This is a genomic window from Enterobacter cloacae complex sp. (genome assembly GCF_900322725.1).
Taxonomy (GTDB): Bacteria; Pseudomonadota; Gammaproteobacteria; order Enterobacterales; family Enterobacteriaceae; genus Enterobacter; species Enterobacter quasihormaechei.
Genome location: NZ_LT991957.1, coordinates 2760970 through 2773866, shown reverse-complemented (window position 1 = coordinate 2773866; position 12897 = coordinate 2760970). Strand labels below are relative to the sequence as shown.

Below are 12897 nucleotides of genomic sequence, written 5' to 3'. Positions count from 1 at the left end.
AGCGATCCCACACCGTAGGCCGGGTCAGGCGTAGCCGCCACCCGGCAACACGCACATCCCGTAGGCCGGGTCAGGCGCAGCCGCCACCCGGCAAAACGCACGATCCGTAGGCCGGGTCAGGCGTAGCCGCCACCCGGCAAAACGCACGCGATCAGAACGTTTCCCAGTTATCGCCCGCATCTGCGGTCGCCGGTTTACGCGCTATCACCGGTGCGGCAACGCTTTTCGCGGAGGCGAACTCGCGCGCCTTCATCTGCTCCTGCTGGATACGGAACACCGCAACGGCCTGCGTCAGACGGCTCGCCTGCTCTTCCAGTGCCGCCGCCGCAGCTGCTGACTCTTCCACCAGCGAGGCGTTCTGCTGGGTCACGCGGTCCATCTCCGCCACCGCCAGGCCGACCTGGTCGATACCGCGGCTCTGCTCGTCAGACGCAGAGGCAATCTCGCCCATGATGTCCGTCACGCGGGTAACCGCATTCACGATTTCACCCATGGTTTCACCGGCGCTTTCCACCAGCGTTGAACCCACTTCCACCCGGCCAACGGAGTCCTCAATCAGGCTCTTGATCTCGCGCGCCGCCTGGGCGCTACGCTGCGCCAGATTTCGCACTTCACCTGCAACTACCGCAAAACCACGGCCCTGCTCGCCCGCACGCGCCGCTTCTACCGCCGCGTTCAGCGCCAGAATGTTGGTCTGGAAGGCAATGCCATCGATTACGCTGATAATGTCGGCAATCTTCTGCGAACTACCGGCGATGTCGCGCATCGTCTGCACCACATTATCCACCACTTTACCGCCTTTTTGCGCCGTCTCAGAGGCGCTCAGCGCCAGGTTGCTCGCCTGACGGGCGTTCTCGGCGTTCTGCTTCACGGTGGCAGTCAGCTGTTCCATGCTGGCCGCCGTCTCTTCCAGAGAGGCAGCCTGCTGCTCGGTACGGGATGAGAGATCGTTATTGCCCATCGAGATCTCGCTCGCGCCGCTGTAAATGGCGTTTGCGCCGTTACGCACGTCACCCACGGTACGCACCAGTTCACCCTGCATATGGCGCAGGGAGTCGGCCAGCTCGCCCATCTCGTTGGAGCCTTCCACGTCGATGCGCTTCACCAGGTCGCCGCTGGCGATATGACGAATGCTGTCGATCAGACGGTTCAGCGGCGATATCAGCGCCTGCTTAATGCCCAGCCAGACGGCGACAATCACCACCAGCACGGCAACCAGCACGCTAATCAGCACCCAGATAGCCTGGCGGTAAGAGCTGTTGCTGTCTTCAACCGCGGTCTGGTACAGCGCGTCGTTCTGTTGCAGGTAGGAGACGTACTGCTTCTCAAAGCCGTCCTGATAGCTCTGGGTCGGCTGGTCGAAGAACGCATTGATCTTGCCTGCCCCCAACAGCTGGATCAGCTCGGCCAGCGCGCCGTGGTAGATATCGTAATTACGTTTAATTTCCAGCGCCGCAGCGTCGCTCTGACGCGGGTCGCGCGGCAGCGCTTCGTAATCCGCCCAGTTTTTTTCCGCCTGCTTCAGGGACGCAGACGCAATTTGCATCAGCTCGGCGACGGTAGAGCCGCTGCCGATATTGTTCTGATCCATCATGTAGCGGATACCCGCGCGGTTCAGGGTATTACGGGTTTGCAGCAGCGCCACCCAGCTACCGTTCAGGGTGGATTGTTGCTGTCGAATGGTTTGCAGGACGGTGAAATTCTCTTTGTCATGCTTCAGGGCATTGAAGAAAAGACCACCGGACGTGAGTTGTAAAAGGCCAAATATCGCTAAAACCAGCAGTAAGCTGGTGACAATCTTGATTCGGTTTAACATGTTTTCTCTTTCCTCAGGCAGATACAGAATATTCGGCCTGGCATGAGAAAACTTTACGAAAATCATCCTGGAATTTAGGGTTTTTACGCTTCGTCCCGCGCGGCGATATGTCGGTTTCCGAGTTCAATAAACTCTTCCAGCAGCGCCGTGAGCTGCTTCATCTTCTCTGGCGTATATTCCGCCTCAATCTGCTGGTACGCCTCTTCCACCTGCGCCTGAGCACGCTGGTACAGCGCGTTACCTTCTTTCGTCAGCGACACGTACAGCTTGCGCTGGTCGTTCACCGGCTTTAAGCGCAGCACCAGACCGTCGCGCTCCATGCGCGTCAGAATGCCGGTCAGGCTCGGGCGCAAAATGCAGGTGCGAAACGCCAGATCGTGAAAATCCATGGAGGGATGCTCGGCCAGCACGCGGACGATACGCCACTGCTGCTCGGTCAGATTATGCTGCTTCACTATCGGGCGGAAGTAGCCCATCGCCGCTTCACGCGCCTGCAACAGCGCGATGGTTAATGAATCATGCATAGCCTTCCCCTTACATCATTAACAAGTAAACAATTCAAAACAGATGCTTTTATCAACAGCACGTTTTTACCTAAAAAGTCTAACAGAAACAACGCGCTTTTTTTAATGCATTGATTCAATGATACATTTATCTGTTTATGTAAATTTATTGTTACTCATATCACAAATTATTCACTTCTGATTGCGAAACGTTCAGCAAAAGCATAAAACCAAATCATTAACATATTAATGAAATCCAAACCGGATATCCGGTCTGAGGAGTATGGGAATGAAAGGTACTGTTTTTGCCGTGGCGCTAAACCACCAGAGCCAGCGTGCTGCCTGGGCAGAGGCGTTTGAAAAAGCCCCCTATAACGCGCCGCCAAAAACGGCGGTATGGTTTATCAAGCCACACAACACCGTTATCCGCGCAGGCGAACCGATTCCTTTTCCGCAGGGGGAAACGGTGTTAAGCGGTGCGACGGTGGCGCTGGTGGTGGGAAAAACCGCCAGCAAAGTACGCGCTGAAGAGGCGGCGGCGTACATCGCCGGGTATGCGCTGGCCAACGAAATCAGCCTGCCGGAGGAGAGCTTTTATCGCCCGCCCATTAAGGCCAAATGTCGGGATGGATTTTGCCCGCTCGGAGAGCCTGTCGCCGTTGATAGCGTGGACAACCTGACCATCATCACCGAGATCAACGGCCGCGAAGCGGACCACTGGAATACCGCCGATCTGCACCGCAACGCCGCCGAACTGCTGAGCGCCCTGAGCGAATTTGCCACCCTGAATCCCGGCGATGCCATATTGCTCGGCACGCCGCAAAGCCGCGTCGAGATCCGCCCGGGCGATCGGGTACGCATTCTGGCAGAAGGATTTCCGCCGCTGGAAAACCCGGTGGTGGATGAGCGCGACGTCGCCCTTACCCGTACCGCGCCGCCGCACGCCACGCTGTTTGCCCTCGGCCTTAACTACGCCGATCACGCCAGCGAGCTGGACTTCAAGCCGCCCACCGAACCGCTGGTGTTTATCAAAGCGCCGAACACCTTTAACGGCGACAACCAGACCTCGGTGCGTCCAAACAATATCGAATACATGCACTACGAGGCGGAGTTGGTGGTGGTTATCGGTAAAACCGCGCATAAGGTGAGCGAAGCCGAGGCGATGGAGTATGTCGCGGGCTATACGGTCTGCAACGACTACGCCATCCGCGACTACCTGGAAAACTACTACCGCCCGAACCTGCGGGTAAAAAGCCGCGACGGGCTGACCCCCATCAGCCCGCACGTCGTGCCGAAATCAGCGATTCCCGATCCGCACAACCTTCGTCTTCGCACCTACGTCAACGGCGAACTGCGTCAGGAAGGCTGCACCGCCGATCTCATTTTCAGCATCCCCTACCTGATTGCGTATCTGAGCGATTTTATGACCCTGCAACCCGGCGACATGATTGCCACCGGCACGCCGAAGGGGCTGTCCGACGTGGTGCCGGGCGATGAAGTGGTGGTGGAAGTGGAAGGCGTGGGCCGCCTGGTAAACCGAATTGTCAGTGAGGAGACTGCAAAATGAAAAAGATTAACCACTGGATCAACGGTAAAAACGTCGCCGGAAGTGAGTACTTCCACACCACTAACCCGGCCTCCGGCGAGGTATTAGCGGAAGTCGCCTCCGGCGGTGAAGCGGAAATTCATCAGGCCGTTGCCGCCGCTAAAGAGGCGTTCCCGAAATGGGCCAACCTGCCGATGAAGGAGCGCGCGCGCCTGATGCGTCGCCTGGGCGAACTGATTGACCAGAACGTGCCGGACATTGCCGCAATGGAAACCGCCGACACCGGCCTGCCGATCCATCAGACCAAAAACGTGCTCATTCCGCGCGCCTCGCACAACTTCGAGTTTTTCGCTGAGGTGTGCCAGCAGATGAACGGTAAAACCTACCCGGTCGACGACAAGATGCTCAACTACACGCTGGTGCAGCCGGTGGGTGTCTGCGCGCTGGTGTCGCCGTGGAACGTGCCGTTTATGACCGCCACCTGGAAGGTCGCGCCCTGTCTCGCGCTGGGCAACACCGCGGTGCTGAAGATGTCCGAACTTTCGCCGCTGACCGCCGACCGACTGGGAGAGCTGGCGCTGGAGGCGGGCATTCCGGCGGGCGTGCTGAACGTGGTGCAGGGCTACGGCGCCACGGCGGGCGACGCGCTGGTGCGTCATCACGACGTGCGCGCCGTCTCCTTCACCGGCGGCACCGCCACCGGGCGCAACATCATGAAAAACGCCGGGCTGAAGAAATACTCCATGGAGCTGGGCGGCAAATCCCCGGTGCTGATATTTGAGGATGCGGATATCGAGCGCGCCCTGGACGCCGCGCTGTTCACCATCTTCTCCATCAACGGCGAGCGCTGCACCGCCGGCTCGCGCATTTTCATCCAGCAGAGCATCTACCCGGAATTCGTCAGGCGCTTCGCCGAACGCGCCAACCGCCTGCGCGTGGGCGATCCAACCGATCCGAACATCCAGGTTGGCGCGCTCATCAGCCAACAACACTGGGAAAAAGTCTCCGGCTATATCCGCCTCGGCATCGAGGAAGGTGCCACATTGCTGGCGGGCGGCCCGGACAAACCGACCGATCTGCCCGCGCACCTGAAAGGCGGCAACTTCCTGCGCCCGACGGTGCTGGCGGACGTCGACAACCGCATGCGCGTGGCGCAGGAGGAGATCTTCGGGCCGGTGGCCTGCCTGCTGCCGTTTAAGGACGAAGCGGAAGGCCTGCGCCTGGCGAACGACGTGGAGTACGGCCTGGCGTCGTACATCTGGACCCAGGATGTCAGCAAGGTGCTCCGTCTGGCGCGCAACATTGAAGCGGGCATGGTGTTCGTGAACACCCAGAACGTGCGCGACCTGCGCCAGCCGTTTGGCGGCGTGAAGGCCTCCGGCACCGGGCGCGAAGGCGGCGAGTACAGCTTTGAGGTGTTCGCGGAGATGAAGAACGTCTGCATCTCCATGGGCGACCATCCGATTCCAAAATGGGGGATCTGACAATGGGCAAGCTAGCGTTAGCGGCAAAAATCACCCACGTGCCGTCGATGTACCTTTCCGAGCTGCCGGGGAAAAACCACGGCTGCCGCCAGTCGGCCATCGACGGGCATAAAGAGATCAGCAAGCGCTGCCGCGAGCTGGGCGTGGACACCATCATCGTGTTCGACACCCACTGGCTGGTAAACAGCGCGTACCACATCAACTGTGCGGATCATTTTTCAGGCGTCTACACCAGCAACGAGCTGCCGCACTTTATCCGCGACATGACGTATGACTATGACGGCAATCCGGCGCTCGGGCAGCTGATCGCCGACGAAGCGGTGAAGCTCGGCGTGCGCGCCAAGGCGCACAACATCCCGAGCCTCAAGCTGGAGTACGGCACCCTGGTACCGATGCGCTATATGAATGCGGATAAGCACTTCAAAGTGATTTCCATCTCGGCGTTCTGCACGGTTCACGACTTCGCCGACAGCCGCAGGCTGGGCGAGGCCATCGTCAGCGCCATCGAAAAGTACGACGGCACCGTGGCGGTGCTCGCCAGCGGCTCGCTGTCGCACAGGTTTATCGACGATCAGCGCGCCGAGGAAGGGATGAACAGCTACACCCGCGAGTTCGACCGCCAGATGGACGAGCGCGTGGTCAAGCTGTGGCGTGAAGGCCAGTTTAAAGAGTTTTGCAGCATGCTGCCGGAGTACGCCGACTACTGCTACGGCGAGGGCAACATGCACGACACGGTGATGCTGTTGGGGATGCTCGGCTGGGACAACTACAACGGCAAGGTGGAGTTTCTCACCGAGCTGTTCGCCAGCTCCGGCACCGGCCAGGTTAACGCCGTTTTCCCGCTGCCCGCGTAAGGAGTCGTTATGCCGCACTTTATTGCTGAATGTACCGACAACCTCCGCGCGCAGGCCGACCTGCCGGGGCTGTTCGCCAAAGTGAACGAGGCGCTGGCCGCCACGGGGATCTTCCCGCTCGGCGGCATCCGCAGCCGCGCCCACTGGCTGGACACCTGGCAGATGGCGGACGGTAAGCATGATTACGCCTTTGTGCATATGACGCTGAAGATTGGCGCGGGCCGGAGCCTGGAGAGCCGTGAAGCCGTGGGGGAGATGCTGTTTACGCTGATCAAAACCCATTTCGCGGCGCTGATGGCGGAGCGCTATCTGGCGCTGTCCTTCGAGCTCGACGAGCTGCACCCGACGCTCAATTACAAACAAAACAACGTACACGCGTTGTTTAAGTAGACATCTTTTTCGCCCGGTGGCGCTTCGCTTACCGGGCCTACAACGGCTCGAACGTAGGCCGGGATCGCTACGCGCCACCCGGCAACAGCCGCACAAAGGATACGCCATGCTCGACAAACACACCCATACCCTGATCGCCCACCGCCTGCATCAGGCGGAACAGTCCCGGGAGCAGATCCGCGCGATCTCGCTGGAGTACCCGGAGATCACGATTGAAGACGCCTACGCAGTCCAGCGCGAATGGGTGAGCCTGAAAATTGCCGAAGGCCGCGTGCTGAAAGGCCACAAGATTGGCCTCACTTCGAAGGCGATGCAGGCCAGCTCGCAGATCAGCGAGCCGGACTACGGCGCGCTGCTGGACGACATGTTCTTCCACGACGGCAGCGACATCCCCGTTGACCGCTTTATCGTCCCGCGCATTGAAGTGGAGCTGGCCTTCGTGCTGGCAAAACCGCTGCGCGGCCCGAACTGCACGATCTTCGACGTTTACAACGCCACGGACTACGTCATCCCCGCGCTGGAGCTGATCGACGCCCGCTGCCACAACGTTGACCCGGAGACCCAGCGCCCGCGCAAGGTGTTCGACACCATCTCCGACAACGCTGCCAACGCCGGGGTGATCCTCGGCGGTCGTCCGATTAAGCCCGACGCGCTGGATCTGCGCTGGATCTCCGCCCTGCTCTATCGCAACGGCGTGATTGAAGAGACCGGCGTTGCGGCAGGCGTGCTTAACCACCCGGCGAACGGCGTGGCGTGGCTGGCGAACAAGCTCGCGCCGTACGACGTGCAGCTTGAGCCCGGACAAATCATCCTCGGCGGCTCGTTTACCCGTCCGGTTGCCGCCAGCAGAGGCGATACCTTCCATGTTGACTACGGCAACATGGGCTCCATCAGCTGTCGCTTTGTGTAAGGAGGCGACCATGCAAAACGCATTCAAAGCGGCGTTGAAGGCGGGCCGTCCGCAAATCGGCTTATGGCTGGGGCTGACCAGCAGCTACAGCGCCGAGCTGCTGGCCGGGGCCGGTTTTGACTGGCTGCTGATCGACGGCGAACACGCGCCGAACAGCGTGCAGACCGTGTTAACTCAATTACAGGCCATCGCCCCTTATCCCAGCCAGCCGGTAGTGCGTCCGTCGTGGAACGATCCTGTGCAGATCAAGCAGCTGCTGGACGTGGGGGCGCAAACCCTGCTGGTGCCGATGGTGCAAAACGCTGACGAGGCGCGGCTGGCGGTAAGCGCCACCCGCTATCCGCCTGCGGGCATTCGCGGCGTCGGCAGCGCCCTGGCACGCGCGTCGCGCTGGAACCGCATCCCGGACTATCTTCATCAGGCTAACGACACCATGTGCGTGCTGGTGCAAATCGAAACCCGCGAGGCGCTGAAAAACCTGCCGCAGATCCTGGACGTGGAAGGCGTCGACGGTGTGTTTATCGGCCCGGCGGATCTGAGCGCCGATATGGGCTTTGCCGGCAACCCACAGCACCCGGAGGTGCAGGCCGCCATTGAGCAGGCGATCGCGCAGATCCTCAGCGCGGGCAAAGCGCCCGGCATTCTGATGGCGAATGAACAGCTGGCGAAACGCTATCTCGGCCTCGGCGCACTGTTTGTGGCGGTTGGCGTGGATACCACCCTGCTCGCCCGCAGCGCCGAAGCGCTGGCGGCCCGCTTTACCGACGTCACCACAGCAGTTGATAACAATAAATCCGTCTACTAAACGTACGATGTGGAGCGCAACATGACGACCTCAACCCTGCATAATAAAGATGTAGAACATCGCGCAATCAATAAGCTGTTCCGTCGTTTGATCGTGTTTCTCTTTATCCTGTTTGTTTTCTCGTTTCTCGATCGCATCAACATCGGCTTTGCCGGGCTGACGATGGGCAAAGATCTGGGCCTCACGTCGACCATGTTTGGCCTGGCCGCGACGCTGTTTTACGTCACCTACGTGCTGTGCGGGATCCCCAGCAACATCATGCTGGCGAAGGTCGGCGCGCGCCGCTGGATCGCCGGGATCATGGTGGTGTGGGGCATCGCCTCCACCTGCACCATGTTCGCCACCAGCCCTGAAACGCTTTACGTCTTGCGCATGCTGGTGGGCATTGCGGAAGCCGGTTTCCTGCCGGGGATTCTGGTCTATCTTACCTGGTGGTTTCCGGCCTATCACCGCGCCCGCGCCAACGCGCTGTTTATGATCGCCATGCCGGTGACCATGATGCTTGGCTCGATCCTCTCCGGGTACATTCTGGCGATGGACGGGATGTGGAACCTGAAGGGCTGGCAGTGGCTGTTTCTGCTGGAGGGATTGCCGTCGGTGGTGCTCGGCGTGGTGACCTGGTTTTACCTCAACGACACGCCGGATCAGGCCACCTGGCTGGATGAAGACGAAAAGCAGGCGCTGAAAACGATGATCGCCCGCGAGCAGGAGGTCGCCATCGCCCAATCCGTCACGCCGCGATCGACGCTTCGCGAGGTGCTTACGCCCGCCGTGCTGCTCTACACGCTGGCCTACTTCTGTCTGACCAATACGCTGAGTGCGATCAACATCTGGACGCCGCAGATCCTGCAAAGCTTCAACACCGGCAGCAGCAATATCGTGATTGGCCTGCTGGCGGCGATCCCGCAGTTTTGTACCATTCTCGGGATGATCTGGTGGAGTCGCCGCTCCGACAGGCTGAAAGAGCGAAAAAAGCACACCATCCTGCCGTACCTGTTTGCAGCGGCGGGATGGATGCTGGCCTCCGCGACCGATCACAGCCTGATCCAGCTGCTTGGCATCATCATGGCCTCAACCGGATCGTTTACCGCCATGGCGATATTCTGGACCACGCCGGACCAGGTTATTAGCCTGCAATCCCGCGCGGTGGCGCTGGCGGTGATCAACGCCATCGGCAACGTCGGATCTGCCGTCAGCCCGCTGCTGATTGGTATTCTGCGCGACGCGACCGGCAGCTTCAGCTCCGGGCTGTGGTTCGTGGCGGGTCTGCTGGTGGTCGGCGCGCTGGTGCTGACGCGCATCCCGATGACGCAGCGGGTTCAACAGAGGAACGAGCATGTGCCAGAGCCCTATCGCCAACATTGATATCAGCAAGGAGTACGACGAAAGTCTGGGCTCCGACGATGTGCACTACCAGTCGTTCGCGCGCATGGCGGCCTTTTTTGGCCGCGACATGCAGGCGCACCGTCACGACCAGTATTTTCAGATGCACTTTCTCGACACCGGGCAGATTGAGCTCCAGCTCGACGACCACCGCTATTCGGTGCAGGCGCCGCTGTTTGTGCTGACGCCGCCGTCGGTGCCGCACGCGTTTATCACCGAATCCGACAGCGACGGCCACGTGCTGACGGTGCGCGAGGATCTCATCTGGCCGCTGTTAGAAGTGCTCTACCCCGGCACGCGGGAAGCGTTCGGCCTGCCGGGGATCTGCCTGTCGCTTGCCGACAAGCCTGACGAGCTGGCGGCGCTAAAGCACTACTGGCAGCTCATTGCCCGGGAATCCACGGCACAGCTGCCGGGCCGTGAGCATACGCTGGTCCTTCTGGCGCAGGCGGTCTTTACCCTGCTGCTGCGCAACGCGAAGCTCGACGACCACGCGGCCAGCGGCATGCGCGGCGAGCTGAAGCTGTTTCAGCGCTTTACCCAGCTGATCGACACCCACTATCACCAGCACTGGACGGTACCGGAATACGCCAGCGAACTGCACCTCACCGAATCCCGCCTGACGGACATCTGCCGCCGCTTCGCCAACCGCTCGCCGAAACGGCTGATCTTCGACCGGCAGCTGCGCGAGGCCAGGCGCCTGCTGCTGTTTTCCGACAGCGCGGTCAGCGAGATTGCCTGGCAGCTGGGATTTAAAGATCCGGCCTATTTCGCCCGGTTTTTCAATCGCCTGACGGGCTGCTCGCCCAGCGCGTATCGGGCGCAGAAAGTACCGGTTTCCTGAGCGCATCGCGGTATGTAGGGCGGGTAAGCGCAGCGCCACCCGCCAAAAACCCGCACAGATCACAAATCCCAATCCCGCCCGAAAAGTACCCGCCGTTGTCCCAATCGTCCCTTCACGTTCCGCCCCTCTCACGCTTCAATTAAACAACAAAAACAAAACATAAATTTAACAACCATCTTCCGATACGAGGTCCCTATGAAGCCTGAAGATTTCCGCGCTGATGCCAAACGTCCGTTAACCGGCGAAGAGTATTTAAAAAGCCTGCAAGATGGCCGTGAGATTTATATCTACGGCGAGCGCGTTAAGGACGTCACTACCCACCCGGCATTTCGCAATGCGGCGGCGTCCATCGCCCAGATGTACGACGCCCTGCACAAGCCAGACATGCAGGATACGCTGTGCTGGGGCACCGACACCGGCAGCGGCGGCTACACCCACAAATTTTTCCGCGTGGCGAAAAGCGCCGACGACCTGCGCCAGCAGCGCGACGCCATCGCCGAGTGGTCGCGCCTGAGCTACGGCTGGATGGGGCGCACGCCGGACTATAAAGCGGCGTTCGGCTGCGCGCTGGGAGCGAACCCTGCCTTCTACGGTCAGTTCGAGCAGAACGCCCGCAACTGGTACACCCGCATTCAGGAAACCGGCCTGTACTTTAACCACGCCATCGTCAACCCGCCGATCGATCGCCATAAGCCGGCGGACGAGGTGAAGGACGTTTACATCAAGCTGGAGAAAGAGACCGACGCCGGGATCGTTGTCAGCGGCGCGAAGGTGGTGGCGACCAACTCGGCGTTGACCCACTACAACATGATCGGTTTTGGCTCCGCGCAGGTGATGGGCGAAAACCCGGACTTCGCGCTGATGTTCGTCGCTCCCATGGACGCCGAAGGGGTGAAGCTGATCTCCCGCGCCTCGTACGAGATGGTGGCAGGCGCAACCGGCTCCCCGTATGACTATCCGCTCTCCAGCCGCTTCGACGAGAACGACGCGATTTTGGTGATGGATCACGTGCTGATCCCGTGGGAAAACGTGCTGATCTACCGCGACTTCGACCGCTGCCGTCGCTGGACGATGGAGGGCGGCTTCGCCCGTATGTACCCGCTTCAGGCCTGCGTGCGCCTGGCGGTGAAGCTCGACTTCATCACCGCCCTGCTGAAGAAATCCCTGGAGTGCACCGGTACCCTGGAGTTTCGCGGCGTGCAGGCGGATCTCGGCGAAGTGGTGGCGTGGCGCAACATGTTCTGGGCGTTGAGCGACTCCATGTGCTCCGAAGCGACGCCGTGGGTGAACGGCGCGTACCTGCCTGACCACGCGGCGTTGCAGACCTACCGCGTGATGGCGCCAATGGCCTACGCGAAGATCAAGAACATCATCGAACGCAACGTGACCTCCGGGCTGATCTACCTGCCGTCCAGCGCGCGGGACCTGAACAACCCGCAGATCGACCAGTATCTGGCGAAGTACGTGCGCGGCTCCAACGGGATGGATCACGTCGAGCGCATCAAGATTCTGAAACTGATGTGGGACGCCATCGGCAGCGAGTTTGGCGGTCGCCACGAGCTGTACGAGATTAACTACTCCGGAAGCCAGGACGAGATCCGCCTGCAATGCCTGCGTCAGGCGCAAAGCTCCGGCAACATGGACAAGATGATGGCGATGGTTGACCGCTGCATGTCCGAGTACGACCAGCACGGCTGGACCGTGCCGCACCTGCACAACAACACTGATATCAACATGCTGGATAAGCTGCTGAAATAGCGCAGCGGGAGGTTTCAATGCAATCTGAAGAACGCCTGCGTTTTCGCGACGCGATGGCCAGCCTTTCGGCGGCGGTCAATGTGGTCACCACCGAGGGCGACGCCGGTCGCTGCGGTATTACCGCCACTGCGGTCTGTTCAGTAACGGATACCCCGCCCTCGGTCATGGTCTGCATCAACGCCAACAGCGCCATGAACCCGGTCTTTCAGGGCAACGGCAAACTGTGCGTCAACGTGCTGAACCACGAGCAGGAGATCATGGCCCGCCACTTTGCCGGAATGACGGGCATGGCCATGGAGGAGCGCTTCGCGCTCTCCTGCTGGCAGAAAGGCCCGCTGGCGCAGCCGGTGCTGAAAGGCGCGCTGGCAAGTCTGGAAGGGGAGATAACCCAGGTGCAAACCATCGGCACCCATCTGGTCTATCTCGTGGAAATAAAAAACATCATTCTCAGCAGCGAGGGGCACGGCCTGATCTACTTCAAACGCCGTTTCCACCCGGTGATGATGGAGATGGAAGCCGCGGTTTGATCCCATTGCACAAAAAGCGCTGCGTTTCCGCACAGGCGTGAACGGCCACGCCCGAAGCGCCAGATTATCCTTAGTGA

The 12897-nt window shown here is 60.3% G+C and carries 13 protein-coding genes; 10 read left to right on the top strand and 3 right to left on the bottom strand.

The window, feature by feature from the left end; genetic code table 11:
• Nucleotides 1-24: 24 nt before the first annotated feature.
• The 3 genes from DBR02_RS26590 to hpaR form a co-directional block, all read right to left on the bottom strand.
• Nucleotides 25-180: a hypothetical protein gene (locus DBR02_RS26590; RefSeq protein ID WP_157959555.1), complete on the bottom strand. Its 156-nt coding sequence runs from the start codon at nucleotides 178-180 to the stop codon at nucleotides 25-27.
• Nucleotides 152-1816 (bottom strand): methyl-accepting chemotaxis protein, encoded by a 1665-nt coding sequence (tsr, locus tag DBR02_RS13770; protein ID WP_107534638.1) that lies wholly within the window; start codon nucleotides 1814-1816, stop codon nucleotides 152-154. Before tsr ends, DBR02_RS26590 begins: the two co-directional genes overlap by 29 nt.
• Nucleotides 1817-1899: 83 nt before the next feature.
• The gene (gene hpaR, locus DBR02_RS13765; protein WP_063867379.1) at nucleotides 1900-2340 is read right to left on the bottom strand and encodes a homoprotocatechuate degradation operon regulator HpaR; all 441 of its coding nucleotides are present in this window, start codon (nucleotides 2338-2340) and stop codon (nucleotides 1900-1902) included.
• Nucleotides 2341-2608: 268 nt separating this feature from the next.
• Between hpaR and hpaG the strand changes: the two genes are divergently transcribed.
• The 10 genes from hpaG to DBR02_RS13715 all read left to right on the top strand — a co-directional run bounded on the left by hpaG (nucleotide 2609) and on the right by DBR02_RS13715 (nucleotide 12820).
• Nucleotides 2609-3886, top strand: coding sequence for a 4-hydroxyphenylacetate degradation bifunctional isomerase/decarboxylase (gene hpaG, locus DBR02_RS13760; RefSeq protein WP_129741578.1), 1278 nt, complete (start codon nucleotides 2609-2611; stop codon nucleotides 3884-3886).
• Nucleotides 3883-5349 carry a 5-carboxymethyl-2-hydroxymuconate semialdehyde dehydrogenase gene (hpaE, locus tag DBR02_RS13755; protein ID WP_107534636.1) on the top strand — a complete coding sequence of 489 codons (1467 nt, stop codon included), beginning with the start codon at nucleotides 3883-3885 and terminating at the stop codon, nucleotides 5347-5349. The genes hpaG and hpaE overlap by 4 nt, the downstream gene beginning before the upstream one ends.
• Before the next feature lie 2 nt (nucleotides 5350-5351).
• Nucleotides 5352-6203 carry a 3,4-dihydroxyphenylacetate 2,3-dioxygenase gene (gene hpaD / locus DBR02_RS13750; RefSeq protein WP_107534635.1) on the top strand — a complete coding sequence of 284 codons (852 nt, stop codon included), beginning with the start codon at nucleotides 5352-5354 and terminating at the stop codon, nucleotides 6201-6203.
• Between the two features lie 9 nt (nucleotides 6204-6212).
• Nucleotides 6213-6593: a 5-carboxymethyl-2-hydroxymuconate Delta-isomerase gene (locus tag DBR02_RS13745; RefSeq protein ID WP_107534634.1), complete on the top strand. Its 381-nt coding sequence runs from the start codon at nucleotides 6213-6215 to the stop codon at nucleotides 6591-6593.
• A gap of 106 nt (nucleotides 6594-6699) precedes the next feature.
• Nucleotides 6700-7503, top strand: coding sequence for a 2-oxo-hept-4-ene-1,7-dioate hydratase (gene hpaH, locus DBR02_RS13740; protein WP_045259529.1), 804 nt, complete (start codon nucleotides 6700-6702; stop codon nucleotides 7501-7503).
• A 10-nt stretch (nucleotides 7504-7513) separates the two neighbouring features.
• Nucleotides 7514-8308 (top strand): 4-hydroxy-2-oxoheptanedioate aldolase, encoded by a 795-nt coding sequence (gene hpaI, locus DBR02_RS13735; protein WP_107534633.1) that lies wholly within the window; start codon nucleotides 7514-7516, stop codon nucleotides 8306-8308.
• 21 nt (nucleotides 8309-8329) lie between these two features.
• Nucleotides 8330-9673 carry a 4-hydroxyphenylacetate permease gene (gene hpaX, locus DBR02_RS13730; protein WP_107534632.1) on the top strand — a complete coding sequence of 448 codons (1344 nt, stop codon included), beginning with the start codon at nucleotides 8330-8332 and terminating at the stop codon, nucleotides 9671-9673.
• A complete protein-coding gene (hpaA, locus tag DBR02_RS13725) occupies nucleotides 9645-10535 on the top strand; it encodes a 4-hydroxyphenylacetate catabolism regulatory protein HpaA (RefSeq protein ID WP_063867369.1) in 891 nt (296 codons plus the stop codon). The genes hpaX and hpaA overlap by 29 nt, the downstream gene beginning before the upstream one ends.
• Before the next feature lie 195 nt (nucleotides 10536-10730).
• Nucleotides 10731-12293: a 4-hydroxyphenylacetate 3-monooxygenase, oxygenase component gene (hpaB, locus tag DBR02_RS13720; RefSeq protein ID WP_102750121.1), complete on the top strand. Its 1563-nt coding sequence runs from the start codon at nucleotides 10731-10733 to the stop codon at nucleotides 12291-12293.
• Between the two features lie 17 nt (nucleotides 12294-12310).
• Nucleotides 12311-12820 carry a 4-hydroxyphenylacetate 3-monooxygenase reductase subunit gene (locus DBR02_RS13715; RefSeq protein WP_003856606.1) on the top strand — a complete coding sequence of 170 codons (510 nt, stop codon included), beginning with the start codon at nucleotides 12311-12313 and terminating at the stop codon, nucleotides 12818-12820.
• Nucleotides 12821-12897 lie beyond the last annotated feature (77 nt).

What these genes read in the sequence shown, in the direction of transcription:
- hpaH (WP_045259529.1), top strand. Translation starts at nt 6,700, where the DNA reads ATGCTCGACAAACACACCCATACCCTGATCGCCCACCGCCTGCATCAG.
- hpaA (WP_063867369.1), top strand. Translation starts at nt 9,645, where the DNA reads ATGTGCCAGAGCCCTATCGCCAACATTGATATCAGCAAGGAGTACGAC.
- tsr (WP_107534638.1), bottom strand. Translation starts at nt 1,816, where the DNA reads ATGTTAAACCGAATCAAGATTGTCACCAGCTTACTGCTGGTTTTAGCG.
- DBR02_RS13745 (WP_107534634.1), top strand. Translation starts at nt 6,213, where the DNA reads ATGCCGCACTTTATTGCTGAATGTACCGACAACCTCCGCGCGCAGGCC.
- hpaI (WP_107534633.1), top strand. Translation starts at nt 7,514, where the DNA reads ATGCAAAACGCATTCAAAGCGGCGTTGAAGGCGGGCCGTCCGCAAATC.
- hpaX (WP_107534632.1), top strand. Translation starts at nt 8,330, where the DNA reads ATGACGACCTCAACCCTGCATAATAAAGATGTAGAACATCGCGCAATC.
- hpaE (WP_107534636.1), top strand. Translation starts at nt 3,883, where the DNA reads ATGAAAAAGATTAACCACTGGATCAACGGTAAAAACGTCGCCGGAAGT.
- hpaB (WP_102750121.1), top strand. Translation starts at nt 10,731, where the DNA reads ATGAAGCCTGAAGATTTCCGCGCTGATGCCAAACGTCCGTTAACCGGC.
- DBR02_RS13715 (WP_003856606.1), top strand. Translation starts at nt 12,311, where the DNA reads ATGCAATCTGAAGAACGCCTGCGTTTTCGCGACGCGATGGCCAGCCTT.
- hpaD (WP_107534635.1), top strand. Translation starts at nt 5,352, where the DNA reads ATGGGCAAGCTAGCGTTAGCGGCAAAAATCACCCACGTGCCGTCGATG.
- DBR02_RS26590 (WP_157959555.1), bottom strand. Translation starts at nt 180, where the DNA reads ATGCGGGCGATAACTGGGAAACGTTCTGATCGCGTGCGTTTTGCCGGG.
- hpaR (WP_063867379.1), bottom strand. Translation starts at nt 2,340, where the DNA reads ATGCATGATTCATTAACCATCGCGCTGTTGCAGGCGCGTGAAGCGGCG.
- hpaG (WP_129741578.1), top strand. Translation starts at nt 2,609, where the DNA reads ATGAAAGGTACTGTTTTTGCCGTGGCGCTAAACCACCAGAGCCAGCGT.